Source organism: Vibrio sp. THAF190c, from assembly GCF_009363355.1.
In the GTDB taxonomy this organism is placed as follows: Bacteria; Pseudomonadota; Gammaproteobacteria; order Enterobacterales; family Vibrionaceae; genus Vibrio; species Vibrio fortis_A.
Genome location: NZ_CP045340.1, coordinates 15,456 through 35,306, shown reverse-complemented (window position 1 = coordinate 35,306; position 19,851 = coordinate 15,456). Strand labels below are relative to the sequence as shown.

Here is a 19,851-nt window from a genome sequence, read left to right as displayed (position 1 = left end):
TATGAAACAACTCGTAATGTATCTCGCTTTAGTCCGGTCTGTACTCACGAATATGGGCTATTGGTAATAACGTATTCTTAAATATCCTGAATCAGGTCTGGAACAATCGTGTTCCACAAGGGTAAACTTCAGCCAAAGCCTATTGTTTGGCACCTATGACAAGCGTTGCTCGCCAACACAGCGGTGAAGCGATGTTCTTATCACTTAACTAAGTAACAGTATGACGAAAAAGTACACAACCTCCAGTCACTGGGGGGCAGGGATTGCAGAGGTCAAGGACGGCAAATTAGTTCGCGTCAGTGCACATCCACTTGATACGGATCCTTCTCCTATCAATGACAACATGCACAGCTCTCTTTATAGCTCAGCCAGAATAAAAAAACCGGCTGTTCGTAAAAGCTATCTTGAGAATGGCCCACAACATAAAAACAACACACGAGGTCAAGAACCTTTTGTTGAAGTGTCTTGGGAAACAGCCTTCGACCTGATCAGCAAAGCGGTTAAATCCACTCGTAATGAGCACGGCAACGAAGCGATATTTGGCGGTTCTTATGGTTGGGGTAGTGCGGGGCGTTTTCACCATGCTCAAAGCCAGCTTAAGCGATTTTTAACCTGCGCTGGTGGCTTTGTAAGTAGTCAAGGTAACTACAGCTACAACACGGCACTTATCCTGTTGCCACATATAGTCGGTGACTTTGACAAGCTGACATCTACTGCAACTCGCTGGTCGACGATCGCCAAAGAGGGTGAGTTGGTCGTTATGTTTGGTGGTGTACCACTAAAGAGCGCTCAAGTTTCACCTGGTGGTTGTACACGTCACCGATTGAAAGACGAACTGCTGGCATGTCGCAAAGCAGGTGTGGAGTTTATCGACATCAATCCGTGTCGTTCAGATTCTCCGGCGGAAATTGAAGCGGAATGGTTGGCTGCAGTACCGGGCTCTGATTCTGCGATCATGCTTGGACTTGCGCATACCTTGCTTGTTGAAGACCTTTATGACAGCGCATTCCTCGACAAATACACGGTTGGGTTTGATGAAGTTAAGGCGTACCTGCTTGGTGAGAAAGACGGCGTTGCTAAAACAGCAGAATGGGCGAGTGCTCTCTCGGAAATTCCAGCTGAACGCATTAAACAACTCGCTCGCCAGATGGCAAAGTCACGCACCTTTATCTGCACAGCAGCAGGGGTTCAGAGAACGGAACATGGTGAACAGACGCTGTGGGGGACGATCACTCTAGCTTCTATGCTTGGTCAAATTGGTTTACCCGGCGGTGGCTACGCGATTGCGTATGGATCTGATGGTGGGATTGGACTGATGCATCGTCCTATTCGTTGGCCAGCATTCCCGCAGCGCAAAAACGACGTTGATGCTTTTATTCCGGTGGCGTGTGTTTCCGATATGTTGCTTAATCCGGGGGATGAGTACCAATACAACGGTATGAACCTGACTTATCCGGATATTCGTATGGTTTGGTGGGCCGGTGGTAACCCATTCCATCACCATCAAGACATTAACCGCCTAATTGAGGCATTCCAGCAACCTGAAACCATCATCGTCAATGAGATCAACTGGACATCAACGGCAAGGTTTGCCGATATTGTGTTACCAGTAACGACAACGTTAGAGCGAGAGGACATCGGTGCTGGCTCTCGTGACAACAGCTTGATCCCTATGCCTAGAGTTGTTGAGCCTGTTGGTGAAGCTCGTGATGAGTTTGATATTTTCACAGAGATCGCAAAGCGTTTGGAAATTGAAGAGGATTTCACTCAGAACAAGACCTCACGACAATGGCTCGAGAGCATGTGGCAAAAGCTGATTCCTGAGTCGAAGAATTTAGGTGTTGAGCTTCCAGACTTTGATACGTTTTTAAATGGGGACGTTATCGAGTTTGCGGATCCGAACCCAGACACTGTATTGCTTGCAGAATTTAGACAAGATCCAGATTTGCATCCATTGACGACACCAAGTGGTAAGATCGAGCTTTATAGCGAACGTATTGCCTCGTTTGGATACGATGATTGCCCGGGGCAGTTTACTTGGCTACCTCCAACAGAATGGTTGAAGTCAAAACAAGCGGAAACCTTCCCGCTGCATATGATTTCAGGGCAGCCGAAAACAAAGCTGCATAGCCAACTCGACTCCGGTAGTTACAGCCGAAACGCTAAGATTAAAGGGCGTGAGCCAGTGATGATCAATCCGGTAGATGCGAAGACTCGAGGAATTGAAGACGGTGATATCGTTAAGGTCTTTAATGATCGAGGCGCGTGTCTAGCTGGTGCTGTTGTTACTGAAGATATGCGAGAAAGGACCATCTATCTGTGTACTGGTTCTTGGTATGACCCGATGAATCCAAGTGAGAAAGGCAGCCTTGATAAACACGGTAACCCGAATGTTCTCACTCACGATAAACGTACATCGAAGCTGTCACAAAGTACTGCTGCTCACAGCGCGTTGGTCAATATAGAGAAATTTGAAGGCGATTTGCCGGAGATAACTGTATTTGACTCGCCAGAGATGTCAGCCGAGTAGTGAACTTCTTCGTTGACTTGTGTGATACGAGGGTTCTGATGAAATAAAAGAAAAGGGTAGCGAAATGCTACCCTTTGTTTTTCTGAGCCTAAACCTTAGTTCAGGTCAAAACGGTCTGCGTTCATGACTTTCGTCCATGCCGCGATAAAGTCTTTTGCAAACTTCTCTTTCGCATCGTCACACGCGTAAAGTTCAGCGAGTGCTCTCAGTTGAGAGTTAGAACCGAAGACTAGGTCAACGCGAGTTGCTGTCCATTTCTTCTCACCCGTTGCTCTGTCTGTACCTAAGTAAGCGCTGTTGTTTGGACAAACAGGTTTCCACTCAGTCGCCATATCAACAAGATTTACGAAGAAATCATTGCTTAAAACGCCAACCTTATCGGTCAACACACCATGAGGCGTATTGTTGTGGTTCGCGCCTAGTACACGTAGACCACCGATAAGTACTGTCATTTCTGGTGCTGATAGACCAAGTAGTTGTGCCTTATCAAGAAGCATCTCTTCTGCTGGTACAGTGAATAGCTTCTTCGCAAAGTTACGGAAACCATCCGCTTCTGGCTCTAAAACTGCAAAAGATTCAGCGTCTGTTTGCTCATCTGTGGCATCAACGCGGCCGGCAGAGAAAGGTACTTCTACGTCAAAGCCACCATCTTGTGCTGCTTTCTCAATTGCAGCGTTACCCGCTAGAATGATCAGGTCAGCAATAGAGATACCACGGTCATTGGTGTTGAAAGCAGAACGAACGGACTCGAGTTTGCTCAGTACTTTGTCTAGCTGTTCTGGTTGGTTTGCTTCCCAATCTTTTTGAGGAGCCAAACGGATACGAGCACCATTTGCACCACCGCGGTAGTCTGAACCTCGGTATGTCGATGCACTAGACCACGCTGTGTAAACCAGTTCAGATACCGTTAGGTCAGTTGCTAGAATTGTTTGTTTCAATTCTGCGATATCACTGTCTGACAGTGCACCAAAGTTTGCTGCTGGTAATGGGTCTTGCCAGATCAAATCTTCTGCTGGAGACTCTTCACCTAAGTAGCGGCTCTTCGGACCCATATCACGGTGCGTTAATTTGAACCAAGCGCGGGCAAATGCGTCAGCAAACTCTTCAGGATTCTGATGGAATCGTTTCGAAATCGGACCGTAGATAGGGTCCATGCGCATCGCCATATCTGCCGTGGTCATGATGGTTTTCACTTTCACAGAAGCGTCGTGGGCTTTCGGTGCCATGTGATCTTCAGTCACACCAATCGGCTCCCATTGCCACGCACCTGTTGGGCTTTTCACTAGATCCCAGTCGTAACCAAATAGCATGTCGAAGTAGCCGTTATCCCACTGAATTGGGTTTGGTGTCCAAGCGCCCTCAATGCCGCTGGTGGTTGTGTCGTCGCCTTTGCCGCTGCCGAAGCTGTTTTTCCAACCAAAGCCCATCTCTTCAAGTGGTGCTGCTTCTGGCTCTGGACCCATAGCTGATTCAGGGCCAGCACCGTGCGTTTTACCAAAAGTATGGCCACCTGCGACTAGAGCAACGGTCTCTTCATCATTCATACCCATACGAGCGAAAGTATCGCGAATGTCTTTGCCTGATGCCAGGATAGTAGGCTCGCCGTTCGGACCTTCTGGGTTTACGTAGATTAGACCCATCTGCACGGCTGCCAGTGGTTTTTCAAGCTCACGGTCACCGGAATAACGTTCGTCACCCAGCCATTCACTCTCAGCACCCCAGTAGATGTCTTCTTCTGGTTCCCAAATGTCCTGACGACCGCCAGAGAAACCGAAGGTAGGTAGACCCATTGATTCGATTGCCACGTTACCCGCTAGGATAAACAAGTCTGCCCATGAAAGGCTGTTGCCGTATTTTTTCTTGATAGGCCAAAGAAGACGACGTGCTTTGTCTAGGTTGCCGTTATCTGGCCAACTGTTGAGTGGTGCAAAGCGTTGGTTACCTGTATTACCGCCCCCACGTCCATCTGAAGTACGATATGTGCCCGCTGCGTGCCATGCCATACGGATCATGAATGGGCCGTAGTGACCATAGTCTGCAGGCCACCAATCTTGAGAGTCTGTCATCAGAGCTTCAAGGTCGGCTTTAACAGCTTTGAGATTCAGCGCTTTGAACGCTTCAGCGTAATTGAAGTCTTCATCAAGCGGGTTCGACTTAGTATCGTTTTGGTGGAGGATTTTTAGGTTCAATTGGTTAGGCCACCAATCGACGTTTTTCGTTGCTTTACCACCAAGGGTTGTATTCCCGCCGTGCATTACAGGGCACTTGCCCCCATTACCATTTTGCTCACCGTGCATATCTATCTCCTGATTGTGACACAGTTAAACGCTCTCCAATTCCACTTAGCGATGAGCTAAATCTGTTGGTGCGCTGAGATAACCATTTATAAACTATGGTCTATATCGTTGTGTTTTAAGAATGGCATCAAAGCAGGAAAAAAGCAGATCACTTATTTCTATTTCTTTGATAGAAAAATCCTATTGATCTCTTTTAGGAAGGATGGTCGGCAGGTGAGTTGGGGTGCTTGATTTGGAAAAAAACGCCTCAAACGAGTTGTTCCGTTTGAGGCGTTTTATTGTTTAGCCGAAACCGTTACTTAGTGTGAAAGATCTGCTCGGTTTCCAAGTGAGTCATTGCGCGCACTTGACGCCAGATGTAGTAAAAAATACCAAACATCATCAGCATGCTTGGGATTGCAATCGCTGGGTAGCTGTAAAGAGTGAGTTTGCCTAGCTCTTCGTTAAACGCTGCTGTGCCAGCAGGGCTAGTCACAATCCACGTCGCTAAGAAGTAGTTCATTGCTGAAGAGAAAGCGAACGTACTTGCGAATAGGTAGTTTGAAGACATCAAGCAGCGATCAAAGGCTTCTTTTTTACCGTTGGCTTCAAGACGTTCATTGATGAGCGGCAAGTTAAGCACGCTGTCGTTAAGCAGCATCTTTTGCATCAATGGGTAGCGAGTAAAGGTTGAGCCCAATACCGCTAAGCCGATAAGCCCCGGGATCAAGGCTTCTTTAAGTGCTAACCAACGAGTGTCTAGCTCAAGTAGACCAATGCCACCCGTTAATAAAACGCTGATGAAACCAAGAGCTGCGATGAAATTGAACTTCTTGTTACGGATAAGATCCATGCCACCGTAAATGACAGGAAACAGCAAGGCAACAACCAGTGCCATGGCGGTGCCTAGGTGTTCTTCACCGCTAAACTTCATCAAGATAAAAGATGGGATAAATACGTTAAAAAGGATCTCGAATAGGGGATTCGACTTTTTTTCGGTCGTGTTGTTCATAATGCTTTATTGACTCTGTTATATCGCTGCTAGTTACTTCGTTAGAAGTGTCGATTGCATGGCAGCAGATGTAAAGTGTTCATGCGTCGTGTTGTGTAACGAGTTATGAAATATTTGTCGCCATTGAGCCATAAACTGGAGAGTCAGGCAAGGATACAGGGTCAAAAGTTGTTATGAGAAGCGAATACAGTGGCTTTCATTCTCTATATTTCCTTTCGGTCAGCTGGACACGGTTTTTTACTATATAGGCCGTCCAACCTCTAAAAAGTGAAACCACTGCAATTCGCTAACTCTCTGATGTTCGGTTAAAAAGGAGCAAATGCGTCTAGTTTGTCAGTAGGAGTGGTCCAACGCTGGGCGGCATCGATAGATGTATAGCTCGCATCCTGCATCGATATTTGCCCACGATTTCCATATAACCACAACACTATGTTTGAACGTTCACCTTGAGTGATTGGGTGAGTTGCATGGGGTACATGACCTCTATGGATCAACGCTACGCCCGGTTCAAAGGTTTGGTCAACTAACCCTCCGGTTGTTGGGTCATAAAAGCTGACTTCAGAACCTGAGAAGGTTTCTTCAGGAAGGTTCATGTTGATGTTCATCGTTACCGAAGACGCATCAGTATGCATTCTCAAAGAAGTATCCGTGTTTGGTTCATATCGAATTGAAAAACCGAATGTTTGTGCGTCGTACCCGACTATTTCAGGGAACAGAAGCCGGGCGATCGGTCTCATGTACTTATCTAGTATTTCACGATAGAACGTTTGAAAGTTTGGTGCGGCTAAGAACCCCTCTGAACGTGCGTCCAACATTGCGCCACCTCGATTTAATGCAATGCCGTAAGGCGGTCTTAGCGGGATGTTTGCGCTCGCCGCTGATGAAAAGTAGTTGCGAAGTTCTTTGATGCTATCAATATCAAAGAATTGAAACTTGAAAACGCCAGGTGCTACTTCGCTTATCAACTCTTTAACTAAGTTTTCTTTTGCTGGGTCAGCCCAAGAATTATTGATCGCATCACGCAATTTGTGGTCGATAAGTAACTCCGTTAATGGCGCTAAGTCCTGACTCTTTTCCCATTCGCTCCATGCGTTTTCAAAGAGTGCTCTATTGCTGTTCCAAAATGCGTGGACTTCAGGTGATCTCTTTAACATTGAATCTCGGGTTGGGCGTTGTACGTCGCGAGCTTGTTGTAATTGGTTCAGTGTCATCGTTCCATTTCCTATTCCGTCTTCTTATGGAACGAACTTATTACTTCTCATTTCGTAGATAAATAAGCCCAATAAAGAAACACTATCAACAAATTGTTGAAAAATGGCTTCAATAATCAATTGAGGGTTGATTAAGCCATAAATTAACCTACTTGCTTTTGGTCGAAGTGTATTTGCCAACTTCCTGTTTTTAGCTCATTTTCTTATCGTTTTGGGTTTTAAATTTAATGATAAACGATAAATTTTTATTGTTTCTTTGCTATCGCTGACTATAATCAAGCCGACACATCAATATGTTGGAGAGTTCATATGAAAGAAATTCAGAGATACAGCCGAAACATCAGAGTGGTTTTGCAAGCCCTAATGCTGTTGCTTCCACTGTCAGTGGTCTACTTTTGGGCATTTGTCCAAACACCTTGGGACTTCTTAACGACGACAGGCATTATTCAGTTCAGTCACGATATATCGAGCTACACATCTCAACCGCTTTCCATCGAGACTCGATTTTGGGCGTTAGTTGTGAGTCTTCTTCCGTGTGGTGTTATCTTCTACGCGCTTCTGATCTTAACCAAGCTATTTAAGAGTTATGAAGCGAGTGAAGTGTTTACTGTTGAGACGGTGAAGTATTACCGCAAGTTAGGGCTGAGTTTCTTTTACTGGGCATTTGGGGGGCTTGTTTATGGTGGTCTCATTTCTGTGGTTCTGAGTTTCAACAATCCTCCAGGGCAACGCATTTTATCTATTAGCTTTACAGGCTTAGATGTTGTTACACTGTTTTGTGGAATGATTGTATTGGTTATTTCATACGTTATGAATGAAGCTCAAAAAATTGCTGATGAGCAAAGACACACCATCTAAGGCGCGAAGCATGAACATAGTTATTAACCTTGATGTAATGATGGCAAAACGCAAAATGCGTTTGAAGGAGCTGTCTGAACAGGTTGGCGTCAGTGAACAGAATCTATCGATTCTAAAAAATGGTAAGGCGAAAGCGATACGATTTAGTACGTTAGAGAAGATATGTGAAGTCTTAGAGTGCCAACCCGGGGACATCATCGTCTACCAAACGACTTAAAGAGGGTTTCTTGGGCTACAATCCGATGTTGCAGCCCAGCCTTAATGAGCGATACTATATGCCTCTTTTGTTCGCCAAGGTTTCATGATGTCAGACGAAGAATTAGCGCTAGAGTGGATGCGCCAACAAGCTCATAAAATCGACCCATATGTTGAGAACCCGAGTTTCGACGAATGCGCTGAGCTGCTTGAACCTGCTTTTAAGAAAGGTAAAACGATTGGTCAGCTAAAGTTTCTGTTAGGCGAAGCAGACCGAAGAGCAGGTGCGGCGGAACGTAAACACGCAGCGCTGAAATATGCGAAAGAAAAAAGTCCAAACGCAGGACAAATTTTACGATTGCAAAGTAAGCTTCAACAAGTTCAATTGGCGCTTAAGTTAGCAACGGGAGATAACAATATGACCATCTCTCAATTCTGTGCCGAATATGAAGTGAGCAAGCGAGATGGAAGTACTGCTTGGCATGAGAAATTAGTACAGCAGGGTAAGAAACGATAGCTTCAATGTAATTGATGCTGGTTTCAAAGCGAGCTCCACACTTTAATGATTCGAAAAGCCACTGATTTATCTAACGTTAAGATAAATCAGTGGCTTTTTTAGTTTTGGTCTTTCGAATAAAGTCAACTTTGTCATATAGCGTTACGTTTCGCGTGAGAATGAATGGTGTGAACATGGCTTTGGTTGTTATATTATAACAATATGTAAAGCCGTAAATGTTAACCATGAAATCTTACCTGTTATTTATCTATTCCTTTCTGCACATAGCGCCTCGCTTCATCAATCGTTTGTTGAATGCTCGCCTTAAAAGAGTAGCTTTCTCTTGTCTTGCATTGCTCTTTTTGGCTCCCAGCTTACAAGCTCACCCCCACTCCTGGATTGAAATGAAAACCCATATAAAAGGGGAGAGTGGGATGATCACCGGCCTGTCGATGGAGTGGTCGTTTGACGCCATGACCTCTATGTACATGCTGGATGGTGAAGACATAGCCGCAGAGAGTGAAGAAGAGACCTTTAAGAAACTTGCGTCATCAGTGATAGACAACATGATGTATGAGCATTACTTCACTTACTTTTATGATGGTGAAACGCCAATAAAATACGCCATAGCTGAGAACGCTAAGTTTAAGCGAGATAAAGCGAAACTTGTGATGACTTTCGATCTACCACTGTCTAAGCCTAAGGCGGTGACGAGAGATACGTTGCGCCTATTGATTTTTGACCCGAGCTACTTTGTTGATATGTCGTGGGACTCTCGGAGCGATGTCAGCTTGTCTCCTGACTTGGAAAGGCAGTGCTCACTGAATCTAGTTGAACCTAACCCAACCCCAGAACAGATGAGCTACGCAATGTCGCTATCGGTTGATGCCGATCCTGATAACACGTTAGGCCAGCTTTTTACTCAAACCATTAAACTTAATTGTGCCACAGTCACCGATTCTCAGTGATGTTGTTGGTTATAAATGAACAATCATAGGTTCTAATCCAATGCAGAAAAGTCAATTCAAAACGAACCACTGCCTGATCGGTGCCGGCGCAGCACTGCTTGTTATTGTTGGTCTCTACCAACTTTGGACAATGTGGCCGTCTTTGGTGTTATCAAGTATTCAGTGGCAAAGAGAAGTAAACGCCCAACTTGCTGATTTGCTCTATGAAGCAAAGTCTTCACCATGGGCTGCAGGGAGTTACTTAATTGGTTTTAGCTTTGTTTACGGTATGCTTCATTCACTGGGACCTGGACACGGCAAAGTGATTGTTTCGACCTATTTAGCAACACACCCCACAAAGGCTAAAGCGAGTTTGGTGCTTACTGTCGTTTCCGCATTACTGCAGGCATTGGTTGCGATTCTGCTGGTTAGTGTATTGATTTGGGGCTTCAACGCTTCAATGCGCGTCGTAAATGATAAAGCAAATATGTTTGTTTTATTGAGCTTTGCTTTGGTTGCTGCTGTTGGGGCTTTGATCTGTTGGAAAGCGCTGCGCAACATCTATCAAACTATGCGTAAACCTAAACTCAAAGTGAAAGCCATTACTGGCCTGGCGACGAGTGGACAGTCACCGTTAACAATGCAAGCACCAACCTTAAACTCTATCAGTATTCAAAAGCCGGTAACTCATACTCATCACGCAGACTGTGGATGTGGTCATCAGCATGTAGCAGATGCAGAAGCAATTAATAAAGCTTCAACCTTGCGAGAATATGCCGGAATTATCGTTACTATCGGCGTAAGACCGTGTACTGGTGCGGTTATGGTACTGCTATTTGCCAATGTTGTTGGTATGTATTGGATGGGCGTATTGAGTGCGTTGGCGATGGCTGTCGGTACCGCGTTGACCACTTCGCTGATCGCCATAATGACGCTTACTGGAAAACACTTAGTAAAACGTTATCTATCGGCAGGTAATAAAAACGCTAACGAAACATGGAAAGTTGCCGGCCATTACTTGCAGCTGTTTGGTGGAATGCTACTAATCGTTATCGGAACTCTACTTCTAAATGGACAAGAGAGCGGAATGTCGCCTGTCTTTACGATGTAACTTTTGGTTTATATCGTCAGGCTAATGGTGCTGTGAGGCAGGTTTAGCCATTTAGCATATTGGTACTTTAGACAAAAGAGTGTTGTCATTTTGTGCCTTGTTCCAATTTCATGCTTGTTCAATAGTGTCGATCTGCGTTAACCAACGCTTATCTTTACAAGGAATGATCATGATTTTGAGTATCAATAAATACGTTATCGCCGCAGCTATCTCGTCGTTTACGATGTTTGCCCATGCCAATACAGCGCCTAGTTGTAATAATAAGCAAGTCTGCAAACTTGGAATGGCGGCTGAGGAAGCATTTTTTGAAGGCTGGGCGACAGGCGACTGGGATATGTTTAGAGACATGCTGAAAAAAGATGACCTGACTTTTCAGTTTCCAGATGGCCCTTTCAAAGGTAGAGCCTTGGGCAAAGAAGGTTATAACAACATCAACCTATGGATTGACCACCATATTGAAATGAAGAATCGCATTCATGAAAGTGTGCGTAATCAGAGGTTTGGTATTGATGACTGGTACTATTTTGCTGATGAAGCCAAAGGTCACTTCTACGGCAAAGATTATGTTGGCAGTCATATGATCGGCTTTCGATTTGAAAACGACAAGATCGTTGAATACAGAGAGTATGTCGGCGACCTCACTGATTGGAAGTAGCTGATTTCAGCGATTGAATAAAAAAGGATTGGTATGACTACCAATCCTTTTTTTTTGCCATGATCAATAAGAACGATTGAAATATTGCTTCTCGGACATTTGGGTGGCCAACCTTAGAACAAGTAACTTGCCTTCGTCACAGGAGGGGCAATTTGCCTAGATAAATTCTTGAGTTTTCTCCGTTTTGTTATACCCCCGTCTTTTGAAACCGCTCAATACGTCTAACACTAAAGTTGTTGGAACCTCCATATAAGTAATCCATAAACTTACTTGTGTTGGCGGAACGCCCAGTCTCGTTTTTACCAATAAATGCAAGCATATTGCTTTTAGGATCAAAACGAATCTTTTGGAAAACAAAATGCACCATATGGATGTTCGAAGGTTAGCATCGTCTATGCGTAATTGTAATGTATAGGATGTAAATAATTCATTTTACTCATATATTTAATTCCATAATATTCACGGGGTTATATGCTGTTTGGTATTTGACTTGTTGTCGATGCATCTAGTTTCTACAACTATCAAATTCGTAATTGACACAGTTTTTATATCAAACCCTATCGTGCAACGTGCGCACTGAGGATGCTTTGATATGAGAATTAATCTGTTTAAAGGAAACAATCTATGACTGATTTAAATGAAGGCATCGTCTTGCAATCAGGAGCCGCGCTGCACAACCGCATCGTAATGGCTCCAATGACGATCCAATCGGCCTACTTTGATGGTGGCGTTACTCAAGAGATGATCGACTACTACGCAGCGCGATCTGGCGATGCGGGTGCGGTGATTGTTGAAAGTGCATTTGTAGAAAACTATGGCCGAGCATTCCCTGGCGCTTTGGGCATCGATACTGACAGCAAAGTTGCGGGTTTAACTAAGCTTGCCAATGCGATTAAAGCCCAAGGTTCTAAAGCAATTTTGCAAATTTACCATGCTGGTCGCATGGCAAATCCTGAATTTAATGGCGGTCATCAGCCTATTTCGGCAAGTCCGATTGCAGCATTGCGTGATAACGCAGAAACGCCGCTAGAGATGACCCATGAACAGATCGAGGCGATGATCGAGCGTTTTGGCGACGCCGTTAATCGAGCCATTTTGGCAGGCTTTGATGGGGTTGAAATTCACGGTGCTAACACTTACCTAATTCAGCAGTTTTTCTCCCCTCACTCAAACCGCAGAAGCGATAAATGGGGTGGTGATATTGAAAAGCGTACGACGTTTCCACTTGCTGTTCTAGAGAAAACCAAACAAGTGGTTAAATCGCATGACCGAGCAGATTTCATTATTGGTTATCGTTTCTCACCTGAAGAGATCGAACAGCCAGGTATCCGCTTTGATGACACCATGTACTTGCTCGATAAACTAGCAACTCGCGGCTTGGATTATCTCCATTTTTCAATGGGTAGCTGGCTGCGCAACTCTATTGTTACGCCAGAAGATCTGGAACCATTGATCGATAAGTATCGTAAACTTCAATCTGAAAACTTGGCGAAAGTCCCTGTGATTGGTGTTGGCGGTATTGCACAACGTAGCGATGCGGATAAAGCACTGGCACAAGGCTATGACCTTACTGCGGTAGGTAAAGGTTTCTTGGTTGAACCGACTTGGGCAAGCAAAGCACTCAAAGATGAAGCATGTGCAGAATTTGCTGACATTGCTCAGCAACAATCATTGACGATCCCAACACCGCTATGGGAAATCATGGATTACATGATCATCGATAGTGCGGCTGAAGCTCTTAAGCACCAACGCATTAAAGAGCTGCAAAATGTGCCTATCAGATTTAATCCAGGCGAATACACCGCTTATGGCCGTGGCCACAATGATGATTTACCGGTAAAAGTCACCTTCTCTGAAGATAAAATCCTAGAAATTGTGGTTGATTCATCTAAAGAGTCTGACGGTATTGCTAACCCAGCATTTGAGCGCATCCCTCAACAGATTCTAGGTGGCCAGACATTGAATATTGATGTCATCTCAGGGGCGACCGTAAGTAGTCAGGCGGTACTTGATGGCGTATCGAATGCGGTTGACCTCGCGGGTGGTAGTTCTGAAGCATTACGTTGCAAAGCTCGAGAAGCAGTCAAATGGTCTTCTAAAACCATCGAAGAAACCGTGGACATCGTCGTTGTCGGTGGTGGTGGTGCTGGCCTAAGTGCGACACTGACTGCGCTCGATAAAGGCAAGTCCGTCATTTTGCTAGAAAAATTCCCTGCAATTGGTGGCAACACCGTGCGTACTGGTGGTTGGGTTAATGCCGCGGAGCCAGAATGGCAAGGTGATTTCGCGGCACTACCGGGCGAAAAAGAGACATTAATGCAGTTGGCAAACACGCCAGAATCTGAATTTGTTGATGAATACCTCGCTGACTTTAGAACGCTTAAATCTCAGCTCGATAATTACTTCACTGATTTAGAAGCGGGTAATAAGTACCTATTTGACTCTGTTGAGCTACACCGCATTCAAACATACTTAGGTGGTAAACGTACTGACCTAAATGGTGATGCGATCCACGGCCAATACGATCTGGTTGAGACGTTGACTTCTCGTGCAATGGAGTCAATTGATTGGTTGAGTGAAAAAGGGATCGATTTTGACCGCAGCGTGGTTGAAATACCTGTGGGGGCTTTATGGCGTCGTGCTCACAAACCCAAACGACCAAAAGGCGTTGAGTTTGTTGATAAGCTGTCAAAACGTATTGAAGAGAAAAGTGGTCGCATCATTACAGATACTCGAGCAACTGATCTGATTGTTGAAGAAGATAAAGTTGTGGGTATCAAAGCAGTTCAAGCTGATGGTACCGAGCTGATTCTACATGTGAACAACGGTGTTGTGCTTGCGTCTGGGGGCTTTGGTGCCAACACGCAAATGATTAAGAAGTACAACACATACTGGAAAGAGATCGCAGACGATATTAAGACCACAAATTCTCCAGCTCTGGTTGGTGATGGTCTTGAAATCGGCGAAAAAGCTGGTGCTGAACTGGTTGGTATGGGGTTCATACAATTGATGCCAGTCGGTGACCCGAAATCGGGTGCATTGTTGACGGGGCTAATTGTACCGCCAGAGAACTTTGTATTCGTTAACCAACAAGGTAACCGTTTTATTGATGAGTGTGGCAGCCGTGACGTATTGTCTGAAGCATTCTTTGATAATGGTGGTCTGGTTTATATGATTGCAGATGAGAGTATTCGTCAAACCGCTGCTAATACCTCGGATGAAACCATTGAACGTGAAATCAAAGAGGGCATCATCATCCAAGCAGATACCCTTGAAGAACTTGCGGAGAAAATTGATGTGCCTGCCGATACTCTGACCACGACTATCGCTCAGTATAACAATTACGTAGAGCAAGGCAGCGATCCGGAGTTCAATAAGAGTGCATTTGGTTTGAAAGTGGAAAACGCGCCTTTTTACGCTACACCACGTAAGCCTTCCGTTCACCATACAATGGGTGGCTTAAAAATAGATACTCAAGCTCGCGTAATTGGGAAAGATGGTCAAATCATCAAAGGTTTGTATGCCGCAGGTGAGGTCGCTGGTGGTATCCATGCAGGAAACCGTCTTGGTGGCAACGCACTTATTGACATCTTTACCTACGGTCGTATTGCTGGCAAAAGTGCATCTGAGCTTTTGTAACTAGTATTAGCTCAGAGGTTGAGAGGGGAGTGTTTACTTCCCTCTTTTTGCGCTTTAAGCGAGAGTATAATGATGAAAAACTACCGTGCAAAATTCGAAATGATGGGTACTATTATTGACTTAGTCGTCAACCATCCCAATGGTGATCAACTGATCCGAGAAGCTTACCTCCAGCTCATGGATTACACCGAGAGATTTTCTGCAAACAGCACAGACTCAGAGTTAACGCGTGTCAATAATAATGCTGGTATTGCTCCTGTAGCTGTAAACTCTGATCTATTTGAGCTGATTAAGTTAGCGAAACTTCATAGTGAAACTCTGAATAATCCATTTAACGTTGCTATTGGCCCTCTAGTTAAAGCGTGGCGAATTGGTTTTAAAGGCGCCAAACTCCCTTCTCAGCATGAAATCAAGACCAAACTCGCACTGGTTGATCCCACGAATATTATCCTTGATGAGCAACAACATTCGGTGTTTCTAAACCAATCAGGAATGGAGATCGATTTAGGTGCAATCGCCAAAGGTTATTTTGCTGACAGAGTGAAACAGAAATTGATTGATGCCAATGTAGAAAGTGGCTTTATTAGTTTGGGGGGCAACGTACTGACTATTGGTCAGTCACCAAAAAACAGTAATGGGTCTTGGAATGTCGGTATTCAAAATCCGTTTTCTAACCGAGGTGAAGTTATTCGAGTTGTACCATTACAGGGGATGTCGATGGTGACATCAGGAATCAACGAGCGTTTTTTTGAACTTGATGGCAAGCGTTATCACCACCTACTGGATGAAAAAACTGGCTACCCTATTGCTACTGATATTGCCAGCCTAACGATTATCTGTTCAGAATCCGTTGATGGTGAAATTTGGAGCACGGCAGGTTTTCTCTCATCAGCCTTAGAATCAATTGATTACCTCAATACAATTAAAGGTATTGAAGCTGTAATTATATCTGATAAAAGAGAAGTGATAATGACTAATGGATTAATCGATTTACCTAAAAATTCGACAATATTGCTTATCAATTAGAGTTAAATCAATAAATTTCATATCAATATAATATTAAAAAGTGGTGTTTATGAGAGAGTTTAAAATAAGGATTTTGGGAACAATAGGTGCGATCATTTCAATTATTGTTGTTACGCTTATAGCGATCAGTTTTTTTTCATTTAAAACCGAGAGTATCGAGCTGAATAAGAAAATTCTTCAAGAGAAAAATGCTACGATTGAGGAAAACTTATCCCAAAAGGTTGAAGGTTACAGAAGTGTTTTATCTGGAGTTAAAGCAAGTAAGTTTGATATATCGAAAAACAAACTAACCGACGAGGTGATAGTGCAACTAGAGATGCTTTATCGAACTCAGGCTCGCTTTATTGAAGGGTCATATATTATAAATGTCCAAGGAGAGATTTACGATAGAAATGGTGATAAATTAAATATCAACGTAAAAGACCTGGGACGTTCTTATTATCACGCTATTTTTAATGAAGGTGAAAATTTTTACTTTTCCTCTCCGTTTATATCAGCTGTAACAAATAAAGAAGTTGTTACAATGGCATATAAAATCGACGATGATGTTGCTGTTATTACGACTGTTTATTTGGATTCGTTTCTTGAGTCTTTTGCAACGCGTGATGATATATTTTTGTATTCAGAAGATGGAACGATATTAATCGCCCCTTTTCTAGAGTTGCGTGGAAAGAACATATATGAGGAGCGCCCGATTTATAAAGACTTCAGAGCAAGCAACCCTGAGTTGCATTACAATGCCGATATAAATGGTAACGAAATCGCGTTTACTGCTTTTTGGACAAAACTTGATGTCACTGGTTGGCAGTTTGTTAGTTTTATTCAAGACTCTCAGATTGAAAAGGGTGCAGACGATCAGTTTATAGTTTCAACTTTTGTAGGGCTTGTGAGTTTATTGGGTGCAATAGCTATTTTGCTCATAACAATTAAAAAATTGGTGCTCAAACCTGTTGGCGGGGCTCCAAGCGATATTGCAAATCTGATGCAACAAATGGCTAAGGGTGACTTTAGCCAGAAGATTAATCAAACAGGAAGTGAAACCGGTATTTATTTGTCATTGATCCAACTTTCTAACCAACTTTCAGAGTTAATCAAAAACACACATGCTGTTTCCGAAAATGTTTCATCTGCTTCGGAAGAGCTGAACGTCATTATGAAAGAAACAAAATTTAATGCGCAGGAAGAGTTGTCTCAAGTTGAACAAATTTCCACCGCAATCAATGAGTTATCTTCAACTTCTCTGGAGGTAAGCCAACAAGCCATTGCAGCAGAAGAGGAAGCAAAGAAGGCTAAAGATAATGTTGAATCTGGTAAAGAAACACTAGAAAAAAATATTGCCTTGACAAGTTCTATTGATACTTCCATAAATGAAAGTGCGAATATTGTTAATGAACTTCGACAGTTCGCTATGGATATTGGTTCGGTTATAGATGTTATTAACTCTATATCCGAGCAAACAAACTTACTTGCATTGAACGCCGCAATTGAAGCTGCAAGAGCGGGTGAATACGGTCGTGGTTTTGCAGTAGTTGCCGACGAAGTCAGAAGTTTGGCTTCTAAGACACAGGATTCAACAATTAGTATTCAAGAAATTATTGAAAAACTGCAAAAACAATCAGAGATAGCACAGAATAATATGGTTCATAATGTTGAACTTATTGAACAATCAGTTCAGCTTGCGGACAACGTGAAGGCCTCGTTTGAACGAATCGAATCGTCAGCTGAATCTATTTCTGACATCAACGCGATGGTTGCGACAGCATCTCAAGAACAATTTAGCGTTACTGAAGACATATCAAAGAATACAACTGCAGCATTTGATTTAGTACAACAAAATGTTTCTGGTGTTAATGAAACACTTCAAGCATCTGCTGAATTGGCTAAGCTGGCTGAAACACAAAAGAGTGAGTTGGGATTTTTTAAGGTTTAATGTTATCGAGTCGTTTGGAAACATACGTACGAAAACAGATATTTTAGCGTTTATACTTTCAAACATCGTTAAAAAAGGATGCTTGGATGCATCCTTTCTATCATGTGCGTAATATTGCTTATTCCATTAACATCACACTTTGAAATAAGCGACTTCTTGCTTGAGCTGAGAAGCCAATTCATTCAATGCATTGGTCGCATTATCATTACTCTGCATATGTTCAATTGACTCGCTAGACATTTGTGAAATATCGCCCATCGCGTTTGAGATATCGCCTACAACCGTTACCTGACTTGACGTTGCCAATGCGACTTCTTTAACTTTCTTGAGAGAGTCATTGGCTTGCTGCTCGATATTTTGAAGTAATTCTGAAGCACTTTGAGTCTGCGCTTTACCGTTTTCAACTTGAGGCTGCGTCGTATTCATGGCGGCGACTGACGCTGCTGTTTCGGTTTGAACTTCGTTAATCATAGTCGCGATCTGAGAGGTAGCATCACCGGTTCTTTGAGCCAAACTACGCACTTCATCGGCTACAACAGCAAAGCCTCTGCCTGATTCACCAGCACGGGCAGCTTCGATAGCGGCATTCAGCGCCAGCAAGTTGGTTTGATCAGAGATTTCACTGATTACGTTGACAATACTGCCAATTTGCTTCGTTCTGTCTTCTAGACGCTCTATTTGTTCCACTGTTGTGTTAACCGTTGCGGAGATCTTCTCCATCTCGAGTGCAGCCTCGTTCACTACTTGACGACCTTGAAGTGCAAACTCTACTGTCATCTCTGAGTTATCTTCTGTATGAGTCGCGATAGAGGATACCTGATCGATACTGTGGCGCAGTTCGTCCAACTTTTGAGCCGTTTCTCGCGTTAATCTCGCTTGGTGAGTCGCAGATTCTAGTACTTGAGAAGAGCCTTGTGAGACATCCTCGATTTTACCTGCAAGACTATTTGAAGCCCCGATAATGTTCTTGACGATGCTGGTTATCTTTTGGTTCATATCAGAGAGTGAATCAAGAATACTGCCGTGATAATCGTTGGATGCGACATTCGTGAGATCCCCTTGTGCCATTTGCTTAATTGCCGATTGCGCAACAAATGGTTCTCCCCCCAATGATTTTCTGAAGCTGCGCTCAATGAGAACTCCAATAACGACAGAAACAATGAGAGAGATAAGGGTAAGAATTAGCATGAGGTTTTGGAAACCGCCAGCGACCATTCTTGCTTCAGGTGTGAGTTTTTGGTTCTCCGCTTCTTGGTAATCAATAAACTCATTGATGGTATCTAGCCATGTAATAAATGCCGGCCTGACTTGATCAAGGACGACATCCGTTACTGGCTGCATGTCCTTTTTGGCGGTCAAGATTTCTTCAACTAAAGGAAGAGTGTGTTTTTGGATTTCATCTATTCGAGCAAGAATATCACGCTCTTTGCTAGAGAATGGAGCTCCACTGGCTAACATTCTCTCCATATTTTGCTCGGATTCGGTATAGAAACTCTCAAGCTCACGAATCGTTTTTTCGAACGACATGACTTCTTGTACGTTTCTTGCGATTGCAACATCACGAATGGCAATGGCTCTGTCATGAACACTGCCGCGGTAGTTAATGGCATACCTCTGTTTAACTGAATTTATGTCAGTAATTTCAGCAAGCGTTTTGTCGATGGAGTTAACCTTTTGGATCCCCAAAATTGTCAGCAGAGTCATTAGAGCTAATATGGCCCCAAAGCCAAAAGCTAGGCGATTCCGCACAGTCATCTTTGATAAGTAGTTCACGCTACACCTCATTTATAACCCTCAGAGAAGTAGAGGGTGGCTTGTAGTTTTTTTTTTTGGTGATGCATGTTAACACTATTACAACATTCGCTGCATCTAACTTAAACGGGCTACCATATTTGAGAGATTTGTTTATTTGTAATTTTTAGCAAAGATTTTTTATCCCATTTTTGCTTTGTTCGAGAAGTTAAC

The 19,851-nt window shown here is 43.6% G+C and carries 14 protein-coding genes; 10 read left to right on the top strand and 4 right to left on the bottom strand.

Features of this window, described 5'->3' with window-relative positions; translation table 11 throughout:
- Positions 1-220: 220 nt before the first annotated feature.
- Entirely contained in the window at positions 221-2,530 is a 2,310-nt protein-coding gene (locus tag FIV04_RS22775) for a molybdopterin-dependent oxidoreductase (RefSeq protein WP_152470726.1), read from the top strand.
- Positions 2,531-2,625: 95 nt separating this feature from the next.
- On the opposite strand, the gene katG is transcribed toward FIV04_RS22775, so the two are convergent.
- From katG to FIV04_RS22760, 3 genes are all read right to left on the bottom strand, one after another.
- Entirely contained in the window at positions 2,626-4,827 is a 2,202-nt protein-coding gene (gene katG / locus FIV04_RS22770) for a catalase/peroxidase HPI (protein ID WP_152470725.1), read from the bottom strand.
- Positions 4,828-5,122: 295 nt separating this feature from the next.
- Positions 5,123-5,818 carry a VC0807 family protein gene (locus FIV04_RS22765; RefSeq protein WP_032550739.1) on the bottom strand — a complete coding sequence of 232 codons (696 nt, stop codon included), beginning with the start codon at positions 5,816-5,818 and terminating at the stop codon, positions 5,123-5,125.
- A gap of 305 nt (positions 5,819-6,123) precedes the next feature.
- Positions 6,124-7,029, bottom strand: a complete 906-nt coding sequence (locus FIV04_RS22760; RefSeq protein WP_152470724.1) for a 2OG-Fe(II) oxygenase — start codon at positions 7,027-7,029, stop codon at positions 6,124-6,126.
- Positions 7,030-7,338: 309 nt separating this feature from the next.
- On the opposite strand from FIV04_RS22760, the gene FIV04_RS22755 reads away from it, so the two are divergent.
- From FIV04_RS22755 to FIV04_RS22715, 9 genes are all read left to right on the top strand, one after another.
- Positions 7,339-7,887 (top strand): DUF2975 domain-containing protein, encoded by a 549-nt coding sequence (locus tag FIV04_RS22755; protein ID WP_150873118.1) that lies wholly within the window; start codon positions 7,339-7,341, stop codon positions 7,885-7,887.
- A 10-nt stretch (positions 7,888-7,897) separates the two neighbouring features.
- On the top strand, positions 7,898-8,104 hold the full coding sequence (locus FIV04_RS22750) for a helix-turn-helix transcriptional regulator (protein ID WP_150873119.1): 207 nt from the start codon (positions 7,898-7,900) through the stop codon (positions 8,102-8,104).
- 87 nt (positions 8,105-8,191) lie between these two features.
- Positions 8,192-8,599, top strand: coding sequence for a hypothetical protein (locus tag FIV04_RS22745; protein WP_032550735.1), 408 nt, complete (start codon positions 8,192-8,194; stop codon positions 8,597-8,599).
- A gap of 287 nt (positions 8,600-8,886) precedes the next feature.
- Positions 8,887-9,546 (top strand): DUF1007 family protein, encoded by a 660-nt coding sequence (locus tag FIV04_RS22740; protein WP_253895656.1) that lies wholly within the window; start codon positions 8,887-8,889, stop codon positions 9,544-9,546.
- 40 nt (positions 9,547-9,586) lie between these two features.
- A complete protein-coding gene (locus FIV04_RS22735; protein WP_152470723.1) occupies positions 9,587-10,636 on the top strand; it encodes a nickel/cobalt transporter in 1,050 nt (349 codons plus the stop codon).
- A gap of 169 nt (positions 10,637-10,805) precedes the next feature.
- Positions 10,806-11,291: a nuclear transport factor 2 family protein gene (locus FIV04_RS22730; protein WP_172974310.1), complete on the top strand. Its 486-nt coding sequence runs from the start codon at positions 10,806-10,808 to the stop codon at positions 11,289-11,291.
- Positions 11,292-11,915: 624 nt separating this feature from the next.
- On the top strand, positions 11,916-14,930 hold the full coding sequence (locus FIV04_RS22725) for an NADH-dependent flavin oxidoreductase (RefSeq protein WP_152470721.1): 3,015 nt from the start codon (positions 11,916-11,918) through the stop codon (positions 14,928-14,930).
- A 72-nt stretch (positions 14,931-15,002) separates the two neighbouring features.
- On the top strand, positions 15,003-15,956 hold the full coding sequence (locus tag FIV04_RS22720) for an FAD:protein FMN transferase (protein ID WP_152471125.1): 954 nt from the start codon (positions 15,003-15,005) through the stop codon (positions 15,954-15,956).
- A 49-nt stretch (positions 15,957-16,005) separates the two neighbouring features.
- Positions 16,006-17,886 (top strand): methyl-accepting chemotaxis protein, encoded by a 1,881-nt coding sequence (locus tag FIV04_RS22715; protein ID WP_152470720.1) that lies wholly within the window; start codon positions 16,006-16,008, stop codon positions 17,884-17,886.
- Positions 17,887-18,018: 132 nt separating this feature from the next.
- Here FIV04_RS22715 and FIV04_RS22710 read toward each other — a convergent pair whose 3' ends face one another.
- Complete coding sequence (locus FIV04_RS22710; RefSeq protein ID WP_152470719.1) at positions 18,019-19,659, bottom strand: methyl-accepting chemotaxis protein; 1,641 nt, start codon at positions 19,657-19,659, stop codon at positions 18,019-18,021.
- Positions 19,660-19,851 lie beyond the last annotated feature (192 nt).

What these genes read in the sequence shown, in the direction of transcription:
- katG (WP_152470725.1), bottom strand. Translation starts at nt 4,827, where the DNA reads ATGCACGGTGAGCAAAATGGTAATGGGGGCAAGTGCCCTGTAATGCAC.
- FIV04_RS22730 (WP_172974310.1), top strand. Translation starts at nt 10,806, where the DNA reads ATGATTTTGAGTATCAATAAATACGTTATCGCCGCAGCTATCTCGTCG.
- FIV04_RS22755 (WP_150873118.1), top strand. Translation starts at nt 7,339, where the DNA reads ATGAAAGAAATTCAGAGATACAGCCGAAACATCAGAGTGGTTTTGCAA.
- FIV04_RS22720 (WP_152471125.1), top strand. Translation starts at nt 15,003, where the DNA reads ATGAAAAACTACCGTGCAAAATTCGAAATGATGGGTACTATTATTGAC.
- FIV04_RS22715 (WP_152470720.1), top strand. Translation starts at nt 16,006, where the DNA reads ATGAGAGAGTTTAAAATAAGGATTTTGGGAACAATAGGTGCGATCATT.
- FIV04_RS22760 (WP_152470724.1), bottom strand. Translation starts at nt 7,029, where the DNA reads ATGACACTGAACCAATTACAACAAGCTCGCGACGTACAACGCCCAACC.
- FIV04_RS22725 (WP_152470721.1), top strand. Translation starts at nt 11,916, where the DNA reads ATGACTGATTTAAATGAAGGCATCGTCTTGCAATCAGGAGCCGCGCTG.
- FIV04_RS22750 (WP_150873119.1), top strand. Translation starts at nt 7,898, where the DNA reads ATGAACATAGTTATTAACCTTGATGTAATGATGGCAAAACGCAAAATG.
- FIV04_RS22735 (WP_152470723.1), top strand. Translation starts at nt 9,587, where the DNA reads ATGCAGAAAAGTCAATTCAAAACGAACCACTGCCTGATCGGTGCCGGC.
- FIV04_RS22745 (WP_032550735.1), top strand. Translation starts at nt 8,192, where the DNA reads ATGTCAGACGAAGAATTAGCGCTAGAGTGGATGCGCCAACAAGCTCAT.
- FIV04_RS22775 (WP_152470726.1), top strand. Translation starts at nt 221, where the DNA reads ATGACGAAAAAGTACACAACCTCCAGTCACTGGGGGGCAGGGATTGCA.
- FIV04_RS22765 (WP_032550739.1), bottom strand. Translation starts at nt 5,818, where the DNA reads ATGAACAACACGACCGAAAAAAAGTCGAATCCCCTATTCGAGATCCTT.